Genomic DNA, 14,445 nt, shown 5'->3' on the forward strand with positions numbered 1-14,445 from the left:
AAGATCTCGCGGATGTTCGCGGCGATGCCGGCCTTCTCTTCCTCCAGCCGCTCGATCCGCTCGATATACGAGCGCAGCACGTCGCCCGCGATGCCGCCGGCCTTGGCGGCAGGGGTGATGGTGTTGGTCATGGTGTCGATCCTTTCCTGACGCCGGCCGGAAGGCCGGCGACGTAGCGGCGGGCGCGATCCAGGGCGCCGGCCAGTGTGACGGGCCGGTAGTCGGCGCGGATGTGCGCGAGGGCGCGGAACTCGATCCGGATGCGGACGCGCCAGTCGTTGTGATCCCTGGCGGCTTCGGTGCAGAGCCCCGGAGCTGCCGCCAGACGTTCCGCGCCCGGCTGGTCGAGCGCCGGCAGGGACAGCGTGGCGATGATCGAGACCACGTCGGCGCGGTCGGAACGATGCTGGACGATCAGCCGTCCGGAGCGGTAGACCAGCCGCCGGCGCAATCAATCAGATGCCGGATGGTGTGCGTAGGTCGCGCGGCCGTCGGGGTGGTTGGCAGTCAGGGTGCTGGGATCGGTGTCCCATGCATTGACGTGATCGGCCCCAGAGTGGTTTGCCGCGTGCCACTCGATGACTTCCTGCGCAGGCGTTGCCTGCGCGGTACCCGCGATGCCGCCGACCTCGGTCATGATGGCCTCTCCTCTTTGTGACGTGATTTAGCTCAGGGTCGCCGGCGGCGCGGCGTTACCCGCTCCACCGACGGCCGGACGTCGTCCACGCCCTGCAGAAGCAGTTCCGCGGCATGTCGCCGTGCCGCCGCGGCCGGGTCAATCCACCGGCCGTCGGCATCTGGCGCCGGCACAGAGACGACATCAACGCCGTCCCTCGCCCCCCAGGCGACCGGCACGTCGATGAAGACACCCACAGCGCCGAATCCCTCCTGGTCGACGATTCCGTTCAGCCACGCGAGCGGCTCCCGGAGACTGCCCAGGTTGACCTGGTTCCAGCGCATCCGCCCTTCTCGCCAGATCCTCACCAGATCGACGTTAACCAGGCAATCCAGGTGCTTCATGACCGCGAACCGCGTAACGTCGAAACATTCCGCCAGATCGCATGTGCGAAGCGGGCCTCGCTCGATGAGCAATTCGATGATGCGCCGACGGGTCGGATCCGACAGCGCTGACCAGATGTCATGACGCTCCATTATTCATCCTTCTCATTGTCTTCGAGGACACGATCACTCGATCGTGCATGCTCGGAGCTGTGATCAGTCCCCTCGCGGGACGCACGGTCCTCCACAAGGGCCCAGAACCTGGCCTTGAACGCTTCGACAAGACCCGTTACCGCCCCCGTCATGGCCAGTAAATCCCGGCCTTAATGCGTGCGTCAGTGGCGGTCATCAGCTGCTCATGGGCCGCTTTGACCTGCTCAATGTCTGGACCCATGCACGCGTCCATATAGGCCATCCCCAAATGGGGCACCTGTGCGTGGTACAGCCACTCCCGCCGATATGGCGCCTCGGGAATGACCTCTGCCAGCCGACGGTCAATGTCGACGATCAGCCGGGCCCGTTCCTCGGCGACAGGGTCGTCGAAGATTTGCGGGTAACGCCGCATTTCGTCGAAGCGCCTGCGAGGCAGGCCCAGAAGCTTAGCCTGTATGGGCCTGGTTATGGCCCAAGCCTCGACCACGGCCATGTAAGACGCCACGGTTCTCGCATCCATGAGACTACCCCCGAAGCGCGGACACACTCCCGCGATCACCGCCACGACGAACTGGCGGCTTTGACGTGTCGATATTCTGTGGATTGTGGAGGATGCCGACTGTTCTTGCCCTCATCTCCACTCCTTTATTATCTCTCATGTTACTCAACGATCAAAATGCTTTCTCAATATTTATTATTCAGATTGACGTTCATTTTGAATTATTCAGAATGGACATCTGATCTTTTTAATGTCATTCCTCCCCCTGGTTCAGGTAAGGTATTCTTGTGTCTGAAACTATACCTAGTAGGTCTTAACAAATGGTCGACCTGATCGTATTCATCTCTACTTTACTTATCTGGTACATGGCTGCATGCATCCCTCTGGTCATACATGAGTTTGGTCATTATTCCGCCGCACGCCACTGTCTATGGCCTGTGTCACATGTGGTTATCGGTAGTGGCCCTCATCTGTTCAGCATTCGTCTTCCGGCGCATGCACCATGGCATGTTCGCTTATTTCCTATTCGTGCCGCAGTGTTTGTGCCAATGGCCGCCATTCGCTCCGGGACGATTTGGCAGCAAGTCAGATATTTCTCTGCCGGGAGCCTATACAACATCGGATCCAGTCTTCTTTTGTTTTCCGCATCCATTGCCCTCACATCTAAGGGTACTGAATCTATCGCCGCAGACATGTTGCGCTCGATATTTACTGACAACTATCTTCGCATTATGATGGCCAGCTTTGGCGATCAGTATTTTCCGAAATTCCTATGGCTTGCGGGGCTCATTTCTTTCTGCATCGGCGCGATCAATCTCTTGCCTGTCGGACCACTGGATGGGATGCAGGTGGTCCTCAGTCTGATTGAACGACTACGCAAGCGCGCCCTGTCGCAGCGTGCTCGGATCTCTCTGCAGATCGCATCCCTGGCTGCGGCAGGGATCATTGGGTTCTTTTTCGTCTGAACTTGAAGGTCGCGAACATCCGACCGCTACTTTATAATGTTGAATCAATGGGTTGTGAGCGAGGATGCACCAAATGTCGCTCCATATGATCTATGAGATCAAAGGTACCCGCTGTGATCCTGCGGAGGCAGGATCACAGCGCCAGCTCGAAAGCGCCTATCGCGCGTCGATCCGCCCTGCCTGCCTTTGTTGTTCCGCCAAGCCACCGATGTATGTCGCTCGGCATGGAGGGCAGTTCATTGTGAAGCGCATGCCAGGGACTGGTGCTCTGCACGCCCCGCATTGCCCCGCCTACGCCCCTCCCGTTGAGCTATCAGGCCGAGGCAGGGCGGCTGCCGCGATTAAGGTGGTGTCGACTGACCTCGTCATACGCCTCGCCGTCCCCCTGACGGCGAATACCTCTCAGGACCGTAGCAACGACGTTCCTCCGACCAACAAGGCGACCGCCGGCGATGCCGTCATAGGCAACCCGGCGACACCATCGCGGCTATCGCTCCTCGGGCTCCTTCATCTGCTCTGGGATGAAGCCAGCCTCAATGTCTGGTCGCCAGGCATGACAGGAAAGCGGCGCTGGTCGGTAGTGCGGCACAGATTGATGGAAGCTGCACAAGACGTGCGTGTGGGGCGGAGACGGCTGCGGGACCACCTCTTCGTGCCACCGCAATGGCGGGAGCACTCCCCTCAGGAAGCCTGTGAAAGCCTGCGGCAACGCTTCCTGGCACAGGACATGAATACTGGCCAAATGAGCCAGCAGATCATCATAGGAGAGATGAAAACATGCACCGCCACGTCACAGGGCGGATGCATAGTGATTAAGCATCTGCCGGGTCTACACCTGCAGCTATCCCGGCAAGCTTATTTGATCTTCATCGGCGGCATGGCTGACGCCATGGCCCTGCACCAGGCAGGGAACCCAGATAAGGGAACGCGCTTGGTCGTGATATGCCTGACGACGTGGCAGGATGGCGCGCTGCGTATGGTGCAGGGTGCTGGCATGACGACCACTGACTCATGGTTACCGTCGGCTTCCCTGCCAGCGTATCAGCTGCTGCGTGCTCTGCAACCATCTCGCCGCATGGTGGTGCCGCTGTCGTACGGTCTTGAACCTGAACAGCTGCCCTATGCGATACTCACTGATACGGATCCCACTACCCTTTGCCTGGGCCGTCCTGCTGATGCAATGGATGGCTATCGTGTCTGGCTATGGGAGCCGTCCTTCCAGGTGCCATTGCCTGCCTAGTCCACGCAGGAAATGACGATCACGATCGGTGTGGGCGCCGTTGCTGGCTCCCACCAGATAGCGTCGAGACCTTCGTCATAGATGCAATCAGCCGCCTGCGCGGCTATGTTGAGCGCTTCCGAGGCAAGCGCCACCAGCTCGGCGGTGGAAGCAGAAAGTGATGCCATAAACGCGATCGTGCGGACTGGCAATGACACCTTCCAGTCTACGCTGGCACCCGTTCCTTCATGCACCTCAACAGTCCAACGAACGTTGCACATCTCCCAATTCTCCATCACCGTTTTCTATTCGTCTATTATACCACACGTGCGACTTTTACACGGCCTGACATCAGACACATAGCCCGGCTGCATCGGATGCAGCCGGGCTTTTAGCGCAGACTTCGAAATCGAGCTCATTCAATACGCTCGAATATTACCGCCTCTGAGTGTATGGTTATTGATTGGATTCGTGCATCCCAATCATGACGTCGCAGCCTTCTATGGGCCCGGCGACCCGCCTTCTTTTTTTGAAGCCCATAGGCCGCCACGAGATCTTCGACACGACACGCATAGATTCCGATGGCCATCACCTTGTCTGCCGTCCGGAATTGGGAAGTGCTGCCGTTTCTTTTCAAAAATGTGACACGGTATTCGGTCATTTCTTGCCCCCGGTAAAGGGGTGATGCGCAATGATCTTGGCAGAAGCGGCCTCATCGTGCTTGTGCGCCGCATCCATGATGCGGCTGAGGAGTGTCATTTCGGACGCTGCCTGAAGCAGTGGTGGGATATGCAAACGCTTGCCGTGGGGCACGTGGCCAGCGTCCGCCACACGGTGCCAGTCGAGGTAGTCCCTGAGGAGCGTCACCAGGAGGTCGCCCGCGTCGTCACAGCTGGCAGCGAGTGATGCCATTGGCTGCAGAAACTGGCCCCGAACACACGCCCAGCTGGACGGCGGGTGGTACGTCACTGTGGTCAGGTCGATCGCATGCAGAATGCCATGCTCCTGCAGCGCCTTGGCCAAGGTTGCCATGGCTGCCTGTTCACCGTGACTGGCGTGTTCGACCAGTTGTTGAAGGCCTCGGAGGCCTTCAACATGACCGACGAGGATGTCGGTCATCACCATGGACATGATCTGTCCGGTAGCACTGCTGAGCGTGTACCTCAAAAGGAGGGTGGCGCAGCATGCGGGATCGTCCGCTGTGAAATGCATCGGATCGTCCTCCGAAAGGTGGGGCGCTGCCCCTGCTGATGAAAATCAGTATATCACATTCAGTGACGCGACCAAATTTGGGGCGAATATCGACAATACTCCATGTTCCGACTCATCATGCCAGACAATGATTGTGAGGCGATATATACATACCTCCGCTCATCTGGGCTCCGGATCGCCGATCAATTTCTGAATGGGAATAGTGTAAACGCGAAAGGGCGGCATCCAAAGATGCCGCCCCACTACAACGTCTGCCATTTTGTCGCTATCCACCCGGCGGCTGAGCCGGGCGCTGGTGTTACCCAGCTCAATTAGACTGCCACGCTCTCTGTGCGTGGTCAATCAGCCTGTGACGAGGCGTTGGGTCACAGCACCATCCCGTCGACCAGGTCGAATGTGGGATCGCGGCGTTGAGAGCAAATGACTGATCAGCCGCAGATTCGATTCGACGGTCCGCTTCTCTTTTTCTATGTCGCTGAAGGTCCGCGGGTGTCCGAGGACCACCGATTGCTTCTCGGCCGACATCATCAGGTCGACCAGGGCGCTTTCAACCGTTCCGCCTGCGAGCAGAATCGGGATCGGCGTCACTCTGCCAGCCCTGTCCAGGCGAATGAGACGCAGTTCTGGCGGTTGACTGACTCTATGGTCCCATTCGAGATGGGCCCAGACGCCGCTCCCCTCGTCGCCGGCGACGTCTGCATAGATCGTGCGGCCGCTAAGCGCCGCGAAAGCTGCGAAGTCCAGCTGGAGCGGTAGTTGGTAGCGAGCAGCGATGTGCCGTGCCTGATTGGTGTAGCGATAGACGACTTTGTCGCGCCGCCACCCATAAATGGCTGCGACCAGAGTCACGTCGCAGGCCGTGTCATCACGGCCCAAGAGATCCATGACCGGGATCCCGAGAATATCAGCGACGGCTGCAGCTGCCATACGGATGGGAAGCACACACCATTCTGGCCACCATGGAAGACCCTGGCCACGCTGTGCATGATACTGATCGCACCTCTCCCAGATGCCCGGATAACGGCGGGTGAGGTCGACATACTGAAGCTGAGCCGGGTGCCTGCCTGGCTTCATGGCCGATGCTTCGGAGCGATGACGGTGATGTCATCTGGGGGAAGATAGCCCTGCAGCATATAGTGGAGTGCGACGTCCACCGGGCCTGAATGCACGCCATCCTGCTCCCATTGGCGCACAGCGTCGCCTGGCTTCCGCCCCGACAGCCGGAGCGCCCGTCCCAGCTCGGAATACGACAGTGGGCGGTCCAGTCCCCACAACTCACCCAGGCGCCGGCGCGCCTCGCGAAGATCGATCATGAGCTGGGACCTCCGAGCAGAAGCTTCTGGATGGTGTGAGCGAGGCGCGGCTGGCCGGGCGCTGACCAGCTGTGGTGCACGCAGGACCCTGCTCCGACTTTCGCCAGCCGATTCAAAAATTTGATTGCCTTGGCGTTGTTATCAGGGCCGCAATAGATGACGTCGATCCTCCCGGTCATCTGGTCTGCGATCGAAATCGCCAGGTCTTCCGTACCTTCATTCGGCTCCCCGTCCGATATGACGAGCGTTGCCGCGGGTCGGCGTTTAGAGGCTTCGGCCAGTGCCGCATGAATGGCCGTCCCGCCACTCGGGTGCGGTAGCTCCTCTGGCCGCGCGACCGATACCGCTACAGCACTGAAAGCGATGATGCTCATCTCCGGCCGGTAGACCTGTTTCAGGGCCTCGACCAGGTGGTCATACCTGGTGCGGCCGCCGGCCGGGCTCGCCATCGAATACGAGACGTCGCACAGAATCAGTGTCGGGCCATCCGTGTGCTGCAGCCGCGAATAGCGCGCGGTCTCCCCTGTGGTGGCCGGCAACGTCCTGGCTGCCCGTGTCAGCATCGCCTGCATCGGTTTGGCGAGGTCGTTCGCCATTGTTCACCTCCAATCGAATTGGTCACCCCGAAGGTGATAGTCCCCTTGGCGTGCGCCCATTTTGGCGAGAATCTCGATCAGCGTCTTCTTCGCCGGCATCAAGTGCCGCTTCACGCTGATCCGCTTGGTGTCGACGTTATAGTCGGCGAGGTGATCGGGCTGGAATCGGTCGTGACCGAGGTTGACCATCACTCGTCTGCCCTTCCGCGTATCAGCGCAGACAATCGAGATCTCCGAGGGCTTATGACCGGTAATCACGGCTACTGCCCGGAGAAGGTCCTGTTCTGCCTCGCGTTCCAGGGTGGCTGCCGTGTCGACCATCTGTCGCGCTTGATGCGCTTCGGTCAACAGGCCGGCGGCGACGCGGCGCTCGTATTCAGCGCGGGCCAGTTGGCGACCCGCCTCCACCGCTGCCGCTCGATCTTGCGCGCGGAGGGCGGCGGCCTCCGCCGTACCACCGCACTGCATTGCTCGGTGCCGTTCCGCTTCGGTGATCACCACCTGTTCAGCTGCTTTTTGTGCAGCTGGGTTGCGCCGCGATGCTTCGCGCATCAGTGATCGGAGGAGAGCGATGATCTGATCATCGCTCAGCTCCGAGAAGTCCAGCTCGTCCTCCACCTGCTACTCCGCGATAGACGGGAAGACGATCGACAGCGTCGGCAGCCAGCCCTGGCGCGCCATGTATTGAAGAACGTCGCGCGCCTCGGTCAGCCGAAGCGTCCGTCGCTCGATGATAGCGTGAGCGGACGTTTCGGCCCTGATGGTGGCCAGCATGATCGTGCAGGCATCGACCAGTTCCGGCCGCAGTTCCGGCGGCACCTGAGGCATCTCGTCGGTCTGAATGTCGGCAATTGTCGCCGTCAGATCAGCAATTTGACGGCGCCTGAGGGCCTCAGCCCACGCGATCTGCTTGTCGGAGCCAGTGAGTGCCGGAAGACCGTCGACAGCATTCGCTGCCGCGACCGCCTTCGCCTCCTCCGCCTTTTTGCAATCCCAGCACAGTTCCTGTGATTTGCGGGCCGCATAGCGGTCCGCATCAGTACGATTCACACCCTGGACACGGCTGGTGTGGCCGCAGGTGTGCGTCACTCGGGCGAATGCCATCGGATTGTCCTCCGCTGGGTGGGGCGAAGCCCCGTTGCAATGCTTTATTCTACCATATGTGTATAGCGACCGATAATCAGGGTTGGCGTGCCTGCTTGACATCCTCCCCGGCCTAAAGGTCGAGGCTTGTCGCGCACCGCGTCAACCGGACGCCGGACGCAGTCGCTCCTGCGGGCCATCCGGATCGAAATCCTCAGGACGATCACCAACGACCGGCAGCAGCATCGCTTCCGTGATGAGGCCCCAGGTCAGGCTTACGCCTGCCTCCTGGAACTCGCGGAGCGCCTCGCGCCAGAGCGCAGGCGACGGTAGCATGCTCGTCCGCCCATCATATGACCAGCACGCCTCCATGGTGGCGGGTACATTCAGCCAAATCGGGCAATCTGGCAGCCTCACGACGTAACCGATCAGATCCTCATGCATTGCCGCAAGCAGACCTCGGTAGCAAAGGTCTGCGATGTGCAAGCGGCGGCTTTCTGCCCGGGGCCTCTGCCACCCGATACCGGTGCGACGACGATCCTCCGGCGCACACCCAGCCGCAGCGAATCGCGCTTCCCATTCGCCGATCACCCCGAGGAGGTCATCAATGGTCGGTGGATCGATTGTCATAGCGCTCTCCTTTCCTCAGGGTCGAGACCGGTCGATGGCGGGTCTATGTGCGCAATTCTCCGCACATTCGGTGCCTGCGCACCGCGCGTGGATCTCATCCCCGCAACTTCATAGCCGCAGATCGGGGGGCCCGAGTAGATGGACCAGAATGCAGCCTCCCGATCGCCGCCGGATGCGATTGCCCACCCGATAAGGTTGCGAATGTCGGTGATCAGCCTGCGCACGCGAGCACGTCGATTCCGATCACGTGAGCGCCACGTGATGGCGATGTGTGCCAGACGAGCGCGGGCCTGCCAGGCCAATGTGCATGCGAAAGATTCGTATCGGAGTCCGCCTACCGGCAGATCCTCGATCCATGGATGTGCAGCGCGCAGGCCTGGTGCGAGATTTTCCGGCGGCACGTCTGACATGACGACCGCGAAATGGGCCACGACGTCGGGCCATGCCATACCGAAGCCGCCGTCACGGCTGCGCACATACCAATCAACACGGCTACCGGCCGGTGATGGCGGATGATCAGAAATGCGGACCTCGAATGACGGGACCTCATGGAGGACAGGCATATTGACGGACAAGTAGACGCTGCCGGTTGAGGCAGGGCCATAGCTGATGTAGGCGTCCGGAAAGAGATAGCGGAGAGCGGCGTCCAGTTTCGACGCGATGCCCATCGCTAGAGCACAGAGCGTGTCAAATGCTTGCATTTCCGCCCGGCGCGCCGCGAGGTGTTCCTGCAGCCAGTTTTCCGGTGCAGGCCCGTCATCCGGGAGCCAGACAGGTATCGGCTCCGCGTCGCTGATCGCCGACACGCCTCCTGACCAGTGTCCAGGTGACACGACCCACTGGTATGCTTCGCGCTCCGCTTCGTCAGGATCGCGGGACGCCGAGCAGAACGCCGTCGGTGCCCAATCACGCCCGCCCTCACACAGCCAGAGGCGCCAACCATCCTCTTCGGGGCGGAAGTCGAAGCTACGGCCGCCGAAGCGCAACACCGTTACAGCTGCTTCAGCAGCTGACAAGCCTGGGCCCGCAACCCAGGTTCCATCTGCTTTCATGACGGAGAATGTCTGCATGGAGAATGTCTGCATTTGGTAGCCCTCTGCCGGGATCCAGCCGGGATTACGCTGGCCACGACAAGCTCAACGACGCGATGACCCGCTGCGCGGCATGGATGCCGGCGTTATTCAGCCGCACTCAGCCCCAACTTGACAAGGCCATCCCGGTCGCCTTTGCGAACGAGCGCATTGGCGGTCTTCATGAGCACCTGCGTGGCCTGCGCCGCTCGCAACTGTTCCGTCAGATTCGAGACCGCCTCTGGATCGTCGGCGGAGATTCCGCCGGTTCCTACCGCGGCGGCCTTGGCGCGGAGCGCATCAGCCCGATCGCGTTCCGTAATACAGGTCCGCATCGCGTGGTTGGCTTTCTCAATGGCGCGGCGATGCCGCGCCTCGGAGTGATGACCCACCAGGATGGGTTGGCCGAAAGGAATGCCAGATGCTTCCTCTCTCAAGTCTGCGCACTTGTATGCGGCATCGGCTCGGACCTCCGCGCGATCGGCCGCGGCTTCGAGGCGGGCGCGACGCGCCTCGATTTTGGTTGCATAGCTCATTGTGTTATTGCTCATTGTGTCATTTCACCAAGGCTTAATAAGCGGAACGGGGCGGTTCCTGGGCCCGGGTCGCAGAGACAATCGCATCGTCCTGCTCCTGCGCAGCGACGATCAGCGCGCTGATAATGCGCATTTCGGCCGCGAGATTGATCAGCTCCGGTTGATATGGCTTGACGGCAAATGGCGCCACTCCGGCATCAGCGGCGAGATGCCAGTAGAGGTAGGCGCTGAATAGCGAGTGAAGCACCTCACAAGCATCTCCGCGGTCAGCAGCTAAGTCCTCGATCGGATCGAGAAAGCGGCAGCGGACGCGATGCCAGATGGTGGGTCGAGGCTTGGTGGTCGCGACGAGCTTGATGGCACCAGAGATGCCCTGCTCTGCCATAACATCGACAAGCGCTGCCATGAGAGCGCGGGTTGCGGGACTACTGGTCTCCATCATCTGGCAAAGACCACGCAAGCCAGGAAGTCGCCCCAGCAGCGCATTAATCATGACCATGGCCATGATCTGCCCCATTTGTCCGCTCAGCTGGCGCCGAAGGACAGTGATGGTGTGGGTAAGCGGATCGGTTTTTTCAGGCATCGGATCGTCCTCCGAGAGGTGGGGCGTCGCCCCATACCATGGCTCTATTTTACGACATCAACCGTCGTGTACCAAACAAGCAGCCGCATGAAGGGCGGTGACATAAAAATATTCAACGCCAAGTAGATGCCACATACAGCGGTGTCTGAACGGCTGCGACCAGTCGTGCCTGATCGCCGCGGCGAATTCGGATTGCAAGAGCAGCCGGCTGCAAGGATTTGGGCAGATCGTCAAGAAAATCGCCGAGCGGCGCCAGGTTCCGGGTCCGCTTGAGTGTCTTCACCATTTCGATATGCAATGTCGCGGGATCCAGCTCCGCGAACAAGCTCCGCAGCATGGCGTGGCGTCGCGTGTTGGCGACCTCGGGCACCGGAACGCCCTGGGCTTTGAGGATTGTAACGGCTTCCGCGGCGCGCAATGAGTCGAGAACGGCCAGCGGAGAAATGCGCCCAGGATTCTCGGTGGCGGTGCGTTTCTTCTGGATCCGATGGGTGCGCGACAAGCACATTACTCCGACATCTTCGGGAACCGTGGCCAGAACGCCGTCGACATGAGTTTCACTGGCGATGACATTTACGGCGGCAAAAATGTTCCGATAGTCGTCGATCTGATTTTTTAGTCGCGCGAGCGAATCCCGTTCCGACTTGATTTCGTAAACCGTCGCCGTGCCGTTCAGAATGACGAGATCCGCCTTGCTGGTCCCGGCCCGGAATTCCGTCAGCATCGATGCCGTCCGGAGAGAATGCGTCCCCATCAGGATCTTATGGCTGATCGCCGCCCGGTAGACATATTCGTCCCGCTGCCCTGCAATCTTCAATCTGTCAAAGGCCGCGTCGAACACGTCGCCGACAGTCACCTCCGGATCGCATATGCGATCAAGGCCGGCATCGACGATCAGGCGGCTGAACAGCGCAGAGCGGCCTCGGGTCGCCAGTTCCCTGAAAACGGCCGCAGAGAACAGTCGGCTCAGCGCAGAGCGCTGCATCGGGCGACGATCAGCCTGCGCTCGCGTCTCATTCCTGGTCATCAACCGGCCTGCTCATGAACTGGTCCATGCGGCATACTGCTGAGAGGCAGTCTGCCACAAGACGGCTCATACCTATCGGCTATTTCTTGGGTAGACAATGCCTTTGCGCGTGGCGCTTAGGCTTCCCGAGGCAGCAAAACGGTTGGAGAGCGGAAGGTGTTCTCCTCAGCGCGTTCGGGACGGCTCACGGAAGGCAGACGCTCATGGCCTCGCCGACCACAGCGCGTATGGTGTTCATTGACATATAGGGCCATCGGCCCTATTATTAAAAACGTCAGTGGTCAATGGTGCCCGCCAACGGAGGAGTAGCCGAAATGGCCCGAACCCCTGAAAGAATTGCGGTCGAGATCGTCGAATGGGATCTGCGCGACGTGGCCGATCTGCGTGTGCTTCTGCAGGAGCTGGCGGCATGTCGCGACGAGAGTGGCGAGCCTATCGACACGCAGGCTTTTGTGGATATGTCGATGCTGCCGTCATTCGATATCCCCCCCGATATCGACACTAGCTATCCGGTATGGGCGGTCGATAAGAGCGGTCGAGCACTTGTTGGCGACAACGCGGATCGCATCGAAACTCTGGATCAGGTTCGTCGCCCGTGAGTCCCTCCGAACTTCGTCAGGCGCATCATTCTCTTGGATTAAGCGCCGAGGGTGCGGCGCGGCTGTTCCGGGTGTCGAGCGGCCGCACGGTCCGTCGCTGGTGGCTCGGAGAACGTGACATCCCAGGTCCAGTCCTGTCATTGACCGAGGCTCTGATAGAGAGCCGTGAGGTGCGGCGATATTTTGGCTTGTCCCTGCCTGGAGATTCTGCCGATTAGAGAAATCATTGAGATGTATCTGACGGCTATGCCGTGTGGCCAGAGGAAGGCTCGACTGATTCTCAGTCGAGCCTTTTCCTTTGAAAGTGGGTGAACCCGCCAGCCTGTCGGGCGAGAGCGTCTTTAGTTTCGCGCGCAGCGCCTCGGCCGAGGGGCGAGCGCGTCGGTCCGCGCCTCGTCCACCGCCGCGGCCAGGCCCTGAAGGGTCGGCTGTTCGAACACCGTCGCCAGCTGCACCCGGATGCCCAGCTCCCGTTCGATGCGGGCGACCAGCTGGGTCGCGCGCAGCGAATGGCCGCCGAGTGCAAAGAAGTCGTCGCCGCGCGACACCGTCTCCACGCCCAGGATCGCGGTCCAGATCCCGGCCAGCGCCGCCTCGGTTTCCGTCGCCGGTGCGGCCCCGACGCTCTGCCCCGGGGGGATGCCGTCCACCGCCGGCAGGGCCTTGCGGTCCAGCTTGCCATTGGCCGATCGGGGCAGGGCCGGGCTGATCACCCAGCGCGCCGGCACCATCGGCGCCGGCAGCCGGGTCTGCAGCCAGGCCGCCAGCCGGCCCGCGAAACCGGCCGCGTCGGCCGGCATCACCCTGGGCTCGACATGGGCGACCAGCGTCGCCTCGATCTCGCCCGGCTCCACGCGGAAGCCGCGGATCTTCACCTGGTCGTCGGCCCGGCCCAGATAGGTCAGCCGCCCGTCCCGGCCGCGGATCACCCGGTCGCCGGTGCGATAGACCAGGCCTCCGTCGGGCCGTACTGGTTGTCGATCGCAAACGGGCTCTGCCGGCACCAGTCGCGCACCGGTACGGTCATCCGCAGCTGTTCCCCGGCCGTCGCGATCAGCGCAACCGAGGTCGGGATCCGCTCGGGATGGGCGGCCAGCGCATGCAGCATCACCACCGGCAGGAACAGCCGCGCGACCTGATGCGCGCGGATGAAGGCGGTCAGCGCCGCCGGGTCGCGCCAGCCTTTCGGGTCGCGATTTGTTACGTTTTGTTGCGGCGCACCCGCTGCGGCCCGCGCCATGCGAAGATGGCCGCCCCGCCTCCACCATCCCCCCCCCCCGGAGCCGAGATGAAGCGCCTCACCATCCCCCGGCCCACCCTTCAGGTTCAGATCATCGCCGTCGTTCTGGCCGGGTTGTTCCTTTTTGACACGCTGGAACCGGCTCTGGATCGCTGGGTCGGCCAGTCCGCTGTGCGGCCCGACCTGAAGCAGGCCGTCGAGCGGGTGCGGACCCTGGCCGATCTGGTCGGGCATGCGCCGCCGGAGGGGCGGGCGGCGGTGCTGGAGATGGCCGGGCGGGCGGGATGGCGGCTCGATCTGGCGGCGCGCGCGCGTGCCGCAGATCTTGCGGCCGGTGCGCCCGATGACGGAATGCTCGATCGCCTCGGCGCCCGCCTGCTGGTGCCGGACGACGTCCTGGCGCCGGTGGGCGGCTGGCGGACCTTTCTCGACGGCCGGCGGGTGATGGCGGTGGAGGTCGACGACCGCACGCTGCTGATCGCGGATTTCGCCTCGCCGCAGATGCAACTGCGCGAGGTGACGGGGCCTCTGCCGAATTATCTTCTGGCCCTGGTCATTCTGTGCCTGCTGTTCGCGGTGTTCTCGGGCCGGGTGATCACCCGGCCGCTGCGGCGCATCGCCACCGCCGCGGCCGAAGCGGATCTGTCTGGCGAGGCCGAGATTTTCGAGGAACGCGGCAGCACCGAGATCGTCACGCTGGCCCGGGCGCTGAACCGCATGC

Annotated in this window: 23 protein-coding genes; 4 read left to right on the forward strand and 19 right to left on the reverse strand. The window is 61.6% G+C overall.

Annotated elements, in window-relative coordinates; genetic code table 11:
• The 5 genes from CMO28_RS18175 to CMO28_RS18195 all read right to left on the reverse strand — a co-directional run.
• Positions 1-131, reverse strand: a 131-nt coding sequence (locus CMO28_RS18175; RefSeq protein WP_296715710.1) for a GapR family DNA-binding domain-containing protein, incomplete at its 3' end; no start/stop codon positions are given.
• Entirely contained in the window at positions 128-451 is a 324-nt protein-coding gene (locus tag CMO28_RS18180) for a hypothetical protein (RefSeq protein ID WP_296715689.1), read from the reverse strand. The genes CMO28_RS18175 and CMO28_RS18180, both read right to left, overlap by 4 nt.
• Positions 452-637 carry a hypothetical protein gene (locus tag CMO28_RS18185; protein ID WP_296715690.1) on the reverse strand — a complete coding sequence of 62 codons (186 nt, stop codon included), beginning with the start codon at positions 635-637 and terminating at the stop codon, positions 452-454.
• A gap of 32 nt (positions 638-669) precedes the next feature.
• On the reverse strand, positions 670-1,152 hold the full coding sequence (locus CMO28_RS18190; RefSeq protein ID WP_296715691.1) for an ArsR/SmtB family transcription factor: 483 nt from the start codon (positions 1,150-1,152) through the stop codon (positions 670-672).
• A gap of 148 nt (positions 1,153-1,300) precedes the next feature.
• A complete protein-coding gene (locus tag CMO28_RS18195) occupies positions 1,301-1,672 on the reverse strand; it encodes a hypothetical protein (protein ID WP_296715692.1) in 372 nt (123 codons plus the stop codon).
• A gap of 299 nt (positions 1,673-1,971) precedes the next feature.
• On the opposite strand from CMO28_RS18195, the gene CMO28_RS18200 reads away from it, so the two are divergent.
• Together CMO28_RS18200 and CMO28_RS18205 are read left to right on the forward strand one after the other, a co-directional pair.
• A complete protein-coding gene (locus CMO28_RS18200) occupies positions 1,972-2,616 on the forward strand; it encodes a site-2 protease family protein (RefSeq protein ID WP_296715693.1) in 645 nt (214 codons plus the stop codon).
• Positions 2,617-2,701: 85 nt separating this feature from the next.
• The gene (locus tag CMO28_RS18205) at positions 2,702-3,856 is read left to right on the forward strand and encodes a DUF1173 family protein (protein ID WP_296715711.1); all 1,155 of its coding nucleotides are present in this window, start codon (positions 2,702-2,704) and stop codon (positions 3,854-3,856) included.
• Here CMO28_RS18205 and CMO28_RS18210 read toward each other — a convergent pair.
• From CMO28_RS18210 to CMO28_RS18265, 12 genes are all read right to left on the reverse strand, one after another.
• Positions 3,853-4,131, reverse strand: a complete 279-nt coding sequence (locus CMO28_RS18210) for a hypothetical protein (protein WP_296715694.1) — start codon at positions 4,129-4,131, stop codon at positions 3,853-3,855. The two genes, CMO28_RS18205 and CMO28_RS18210, sit on opposite strands and share 4 nt — an antisense overlap.
• A 361-nt stretch (positions 4,132-4,492) precedes the next feature.
• Positions 4,493-4,960 (reverse strand): hypothetical protein, encoded by a 468-nt coding sequence (locus CMO28_RS18215; RefSeq protein WP_296715695.1) that lies wholly within the window; start codon positions 4,958-4,960, stop codon positions 4,493-4,495.
• 429 nt (positions 4,961-5,389) lie between these two features.
• The gene (locus tag CMO28_RS18220; RefSeq protein WP_296715696.1) at positions 5,390-5,932 is read right to left on the reverse strand and encodes a hypothetical protein; all 543 of its coding nucleotides are present in this window, start codon (positions 5,930-5,932) and stop codon (positions 5,390-5,392) included.
• Between the two features lie 185 nt (positions 5,933-6,117).
• Positions 6,118-6,360 carry a hypothetical protein gene (locus CMO28_RS18225; RefSeq protein ID WP_296715697.1) on the reverse strand — a complete coding sequence of 81 codons (243 nt, stop codon included), beginning with the start codon at positions 6,358-6,360 and terminating at the stop codon, positions 6,118-6,120.
• On the reverse strand, positions 6,357-6,956 hold the full coding sequence (locus tag CMO28_RS18230) for a vWA domain-containing protein (RefSeq protein WP_296715698.1): 600 nt from the start codon (positions 6,954-6,956) through the stop codon (positions 6,357-6,359). The genes CMO28_RS18225 and CMO28_RS18230 overlap by 4 nt, the downstream gene beginning before the upstream one ends.
• Before the next feature lie 3 nt (positions 6,957-6,959).
• A complete protein-coding gene (locus tag CMO28_RS18235) occupies positions 6,960-7,574 on the reverse strand; it encodes a hypothetical protein (protein ID WP_296715699.1) in 615 nt (204 codons plus the stop codon).
• 3 nt (positions 7,575-7,577) lie between these two features.
• Positions 7,578-8,060: a hypothetical protein gene (locus CMO28_RS18240; protein WP_296715700.1), complete on the reverse strand. Its 483-nt coding sequence runs from the start codon at positions 8,058-8,060 to the stop codon at positions 7,578-7,580.
• Positions 8,061-8,201: 141 nt separating this feature from the next.
• A complete protein-coding gene (locus CMO28_RS18245) occupies positions 8,202-8,669 on the reverse strand; it encodes a hypothetical protein (protein ID WP_296715701.1) in 468 nt (155 codons plus the stop codon).
• The gene (locus CMO28_RS18250) at positions 8,666-9,754 is read right to left on the reverse strand and encodes a hypothetical protein (protein WP_296715702.1); all 1,089 of its coding nucleotides are present in this window, start codon (positions 9,752-9,754) and stop codon (positions 8,666-8,668) included. Before CMO28_RS18250 ends, CMO28_RS18245 begins: the two co-directional genes overlap by 4 nt.
• A 92-nt stretch (positions 9,755-9,846) precedes the next feature.
• On the reverse strand, positions 9,847-10,275 hold the full coding sequence (locus CMO28_RS18255; RefSeq protein ID WP_296715703.1) for a DUF3560 domain-containing protein: 429 nt from the start codon (positions 10,273-10,275) through the stop codon (positions 9,847-9,849).
• 34 nt (positions 10,276-10,309) lie between these two features.
• Entirely contained in the window at positions 10,310-10,858 is a 549-nt protein-coding gene (locus tag CMO28_RS18260) for a hypothetical protein (protein WP_296715704.1), read from the reverse strand.
• 112 nt (positions 10,859-10,970) lie between these two features.
• Positions 10,971-11,885: a sce7726 family protein gene (locus CMO28_RS18265; protein WP_296715705.1), complete on the reverse strand. Its 915-nt coding sequence runs from the start codon at positions 11,883-11,885 to the stop codon at positions 10,971-10,973.
• Positions 11,886-12,199: 314 nt separating this feature from the next.
• On the opposite strand from CMO28_RS18265, the gene CMO28_RS18270 reads away from it, so the two are divergent.
• Positions 12,200-12,484: a hypothetical protein gene (locus tag CMO28_RS18270; protein ID WP_296715706.1), complete on the forward strand. Its 285-nt coding sequence runs from the start codon at positions 12,200-12,202 to the stop codon at positions 12,482-12,484.
• 341 nt (positions 12,485-12,825) lie between these two features.
• Here the strand turns inward: CMO28_RS18270 and CMO28_RS18275 are convergent, their stop codons facing one another.
• Both CMO28_RS18275 and CMO28_RS18280 read right to left on the reverse strand, forming a co-directional pair.
• Positions 12,826-13,413: a phosphopantetheine-binding protein gene (locus CMO28_RS18275; protein WP_296715707.1), complete on the reverse strand. Its 588-nt coding sequence runs from the start codon at positions 13,411-13,413 to the stop codon at positions 12,826-12,828.
• The gene (locus CMO28_RS18280; RefSeq protein WP_296715708.1) at positions 13,410-13,724 is read right to left on the reverse strand and encodes a hypothetical protein; all 315 of its coding nucleotides are present in this window, start codon (positions 13,722-13,724) and stop codon (positions 13,410-13,412) included. Before CMO28_RS18280 ends, CMO28_RS18275 begins: the two co-directional genes overlap by 4 nt.
• 48 nt (positions 13,725-13,772) lie before the next feature.
• On the opposite strand from CMO28_RS18280, the gene CMO28_RS18285 reads away from it, so the two are divergent.
• On the forward strand, positions 13,773-14,445 hold a 673-nt coding region (locus CMO28_RS18285; protein ID WP_296715709.1), incomplete at its 3' end, for a HAMP domain-containing protein.

Origin of the sequence: Tistrella sp., from assembly GCF_002684955.1 — a bacterium.
Classification (GTDB): domain Bacteria; phylum Pseudomonadota; class Alphaproteobacteria; order Tistrellales; family Tistrellaceae; genus Tistrella; species Tistrella mobilis.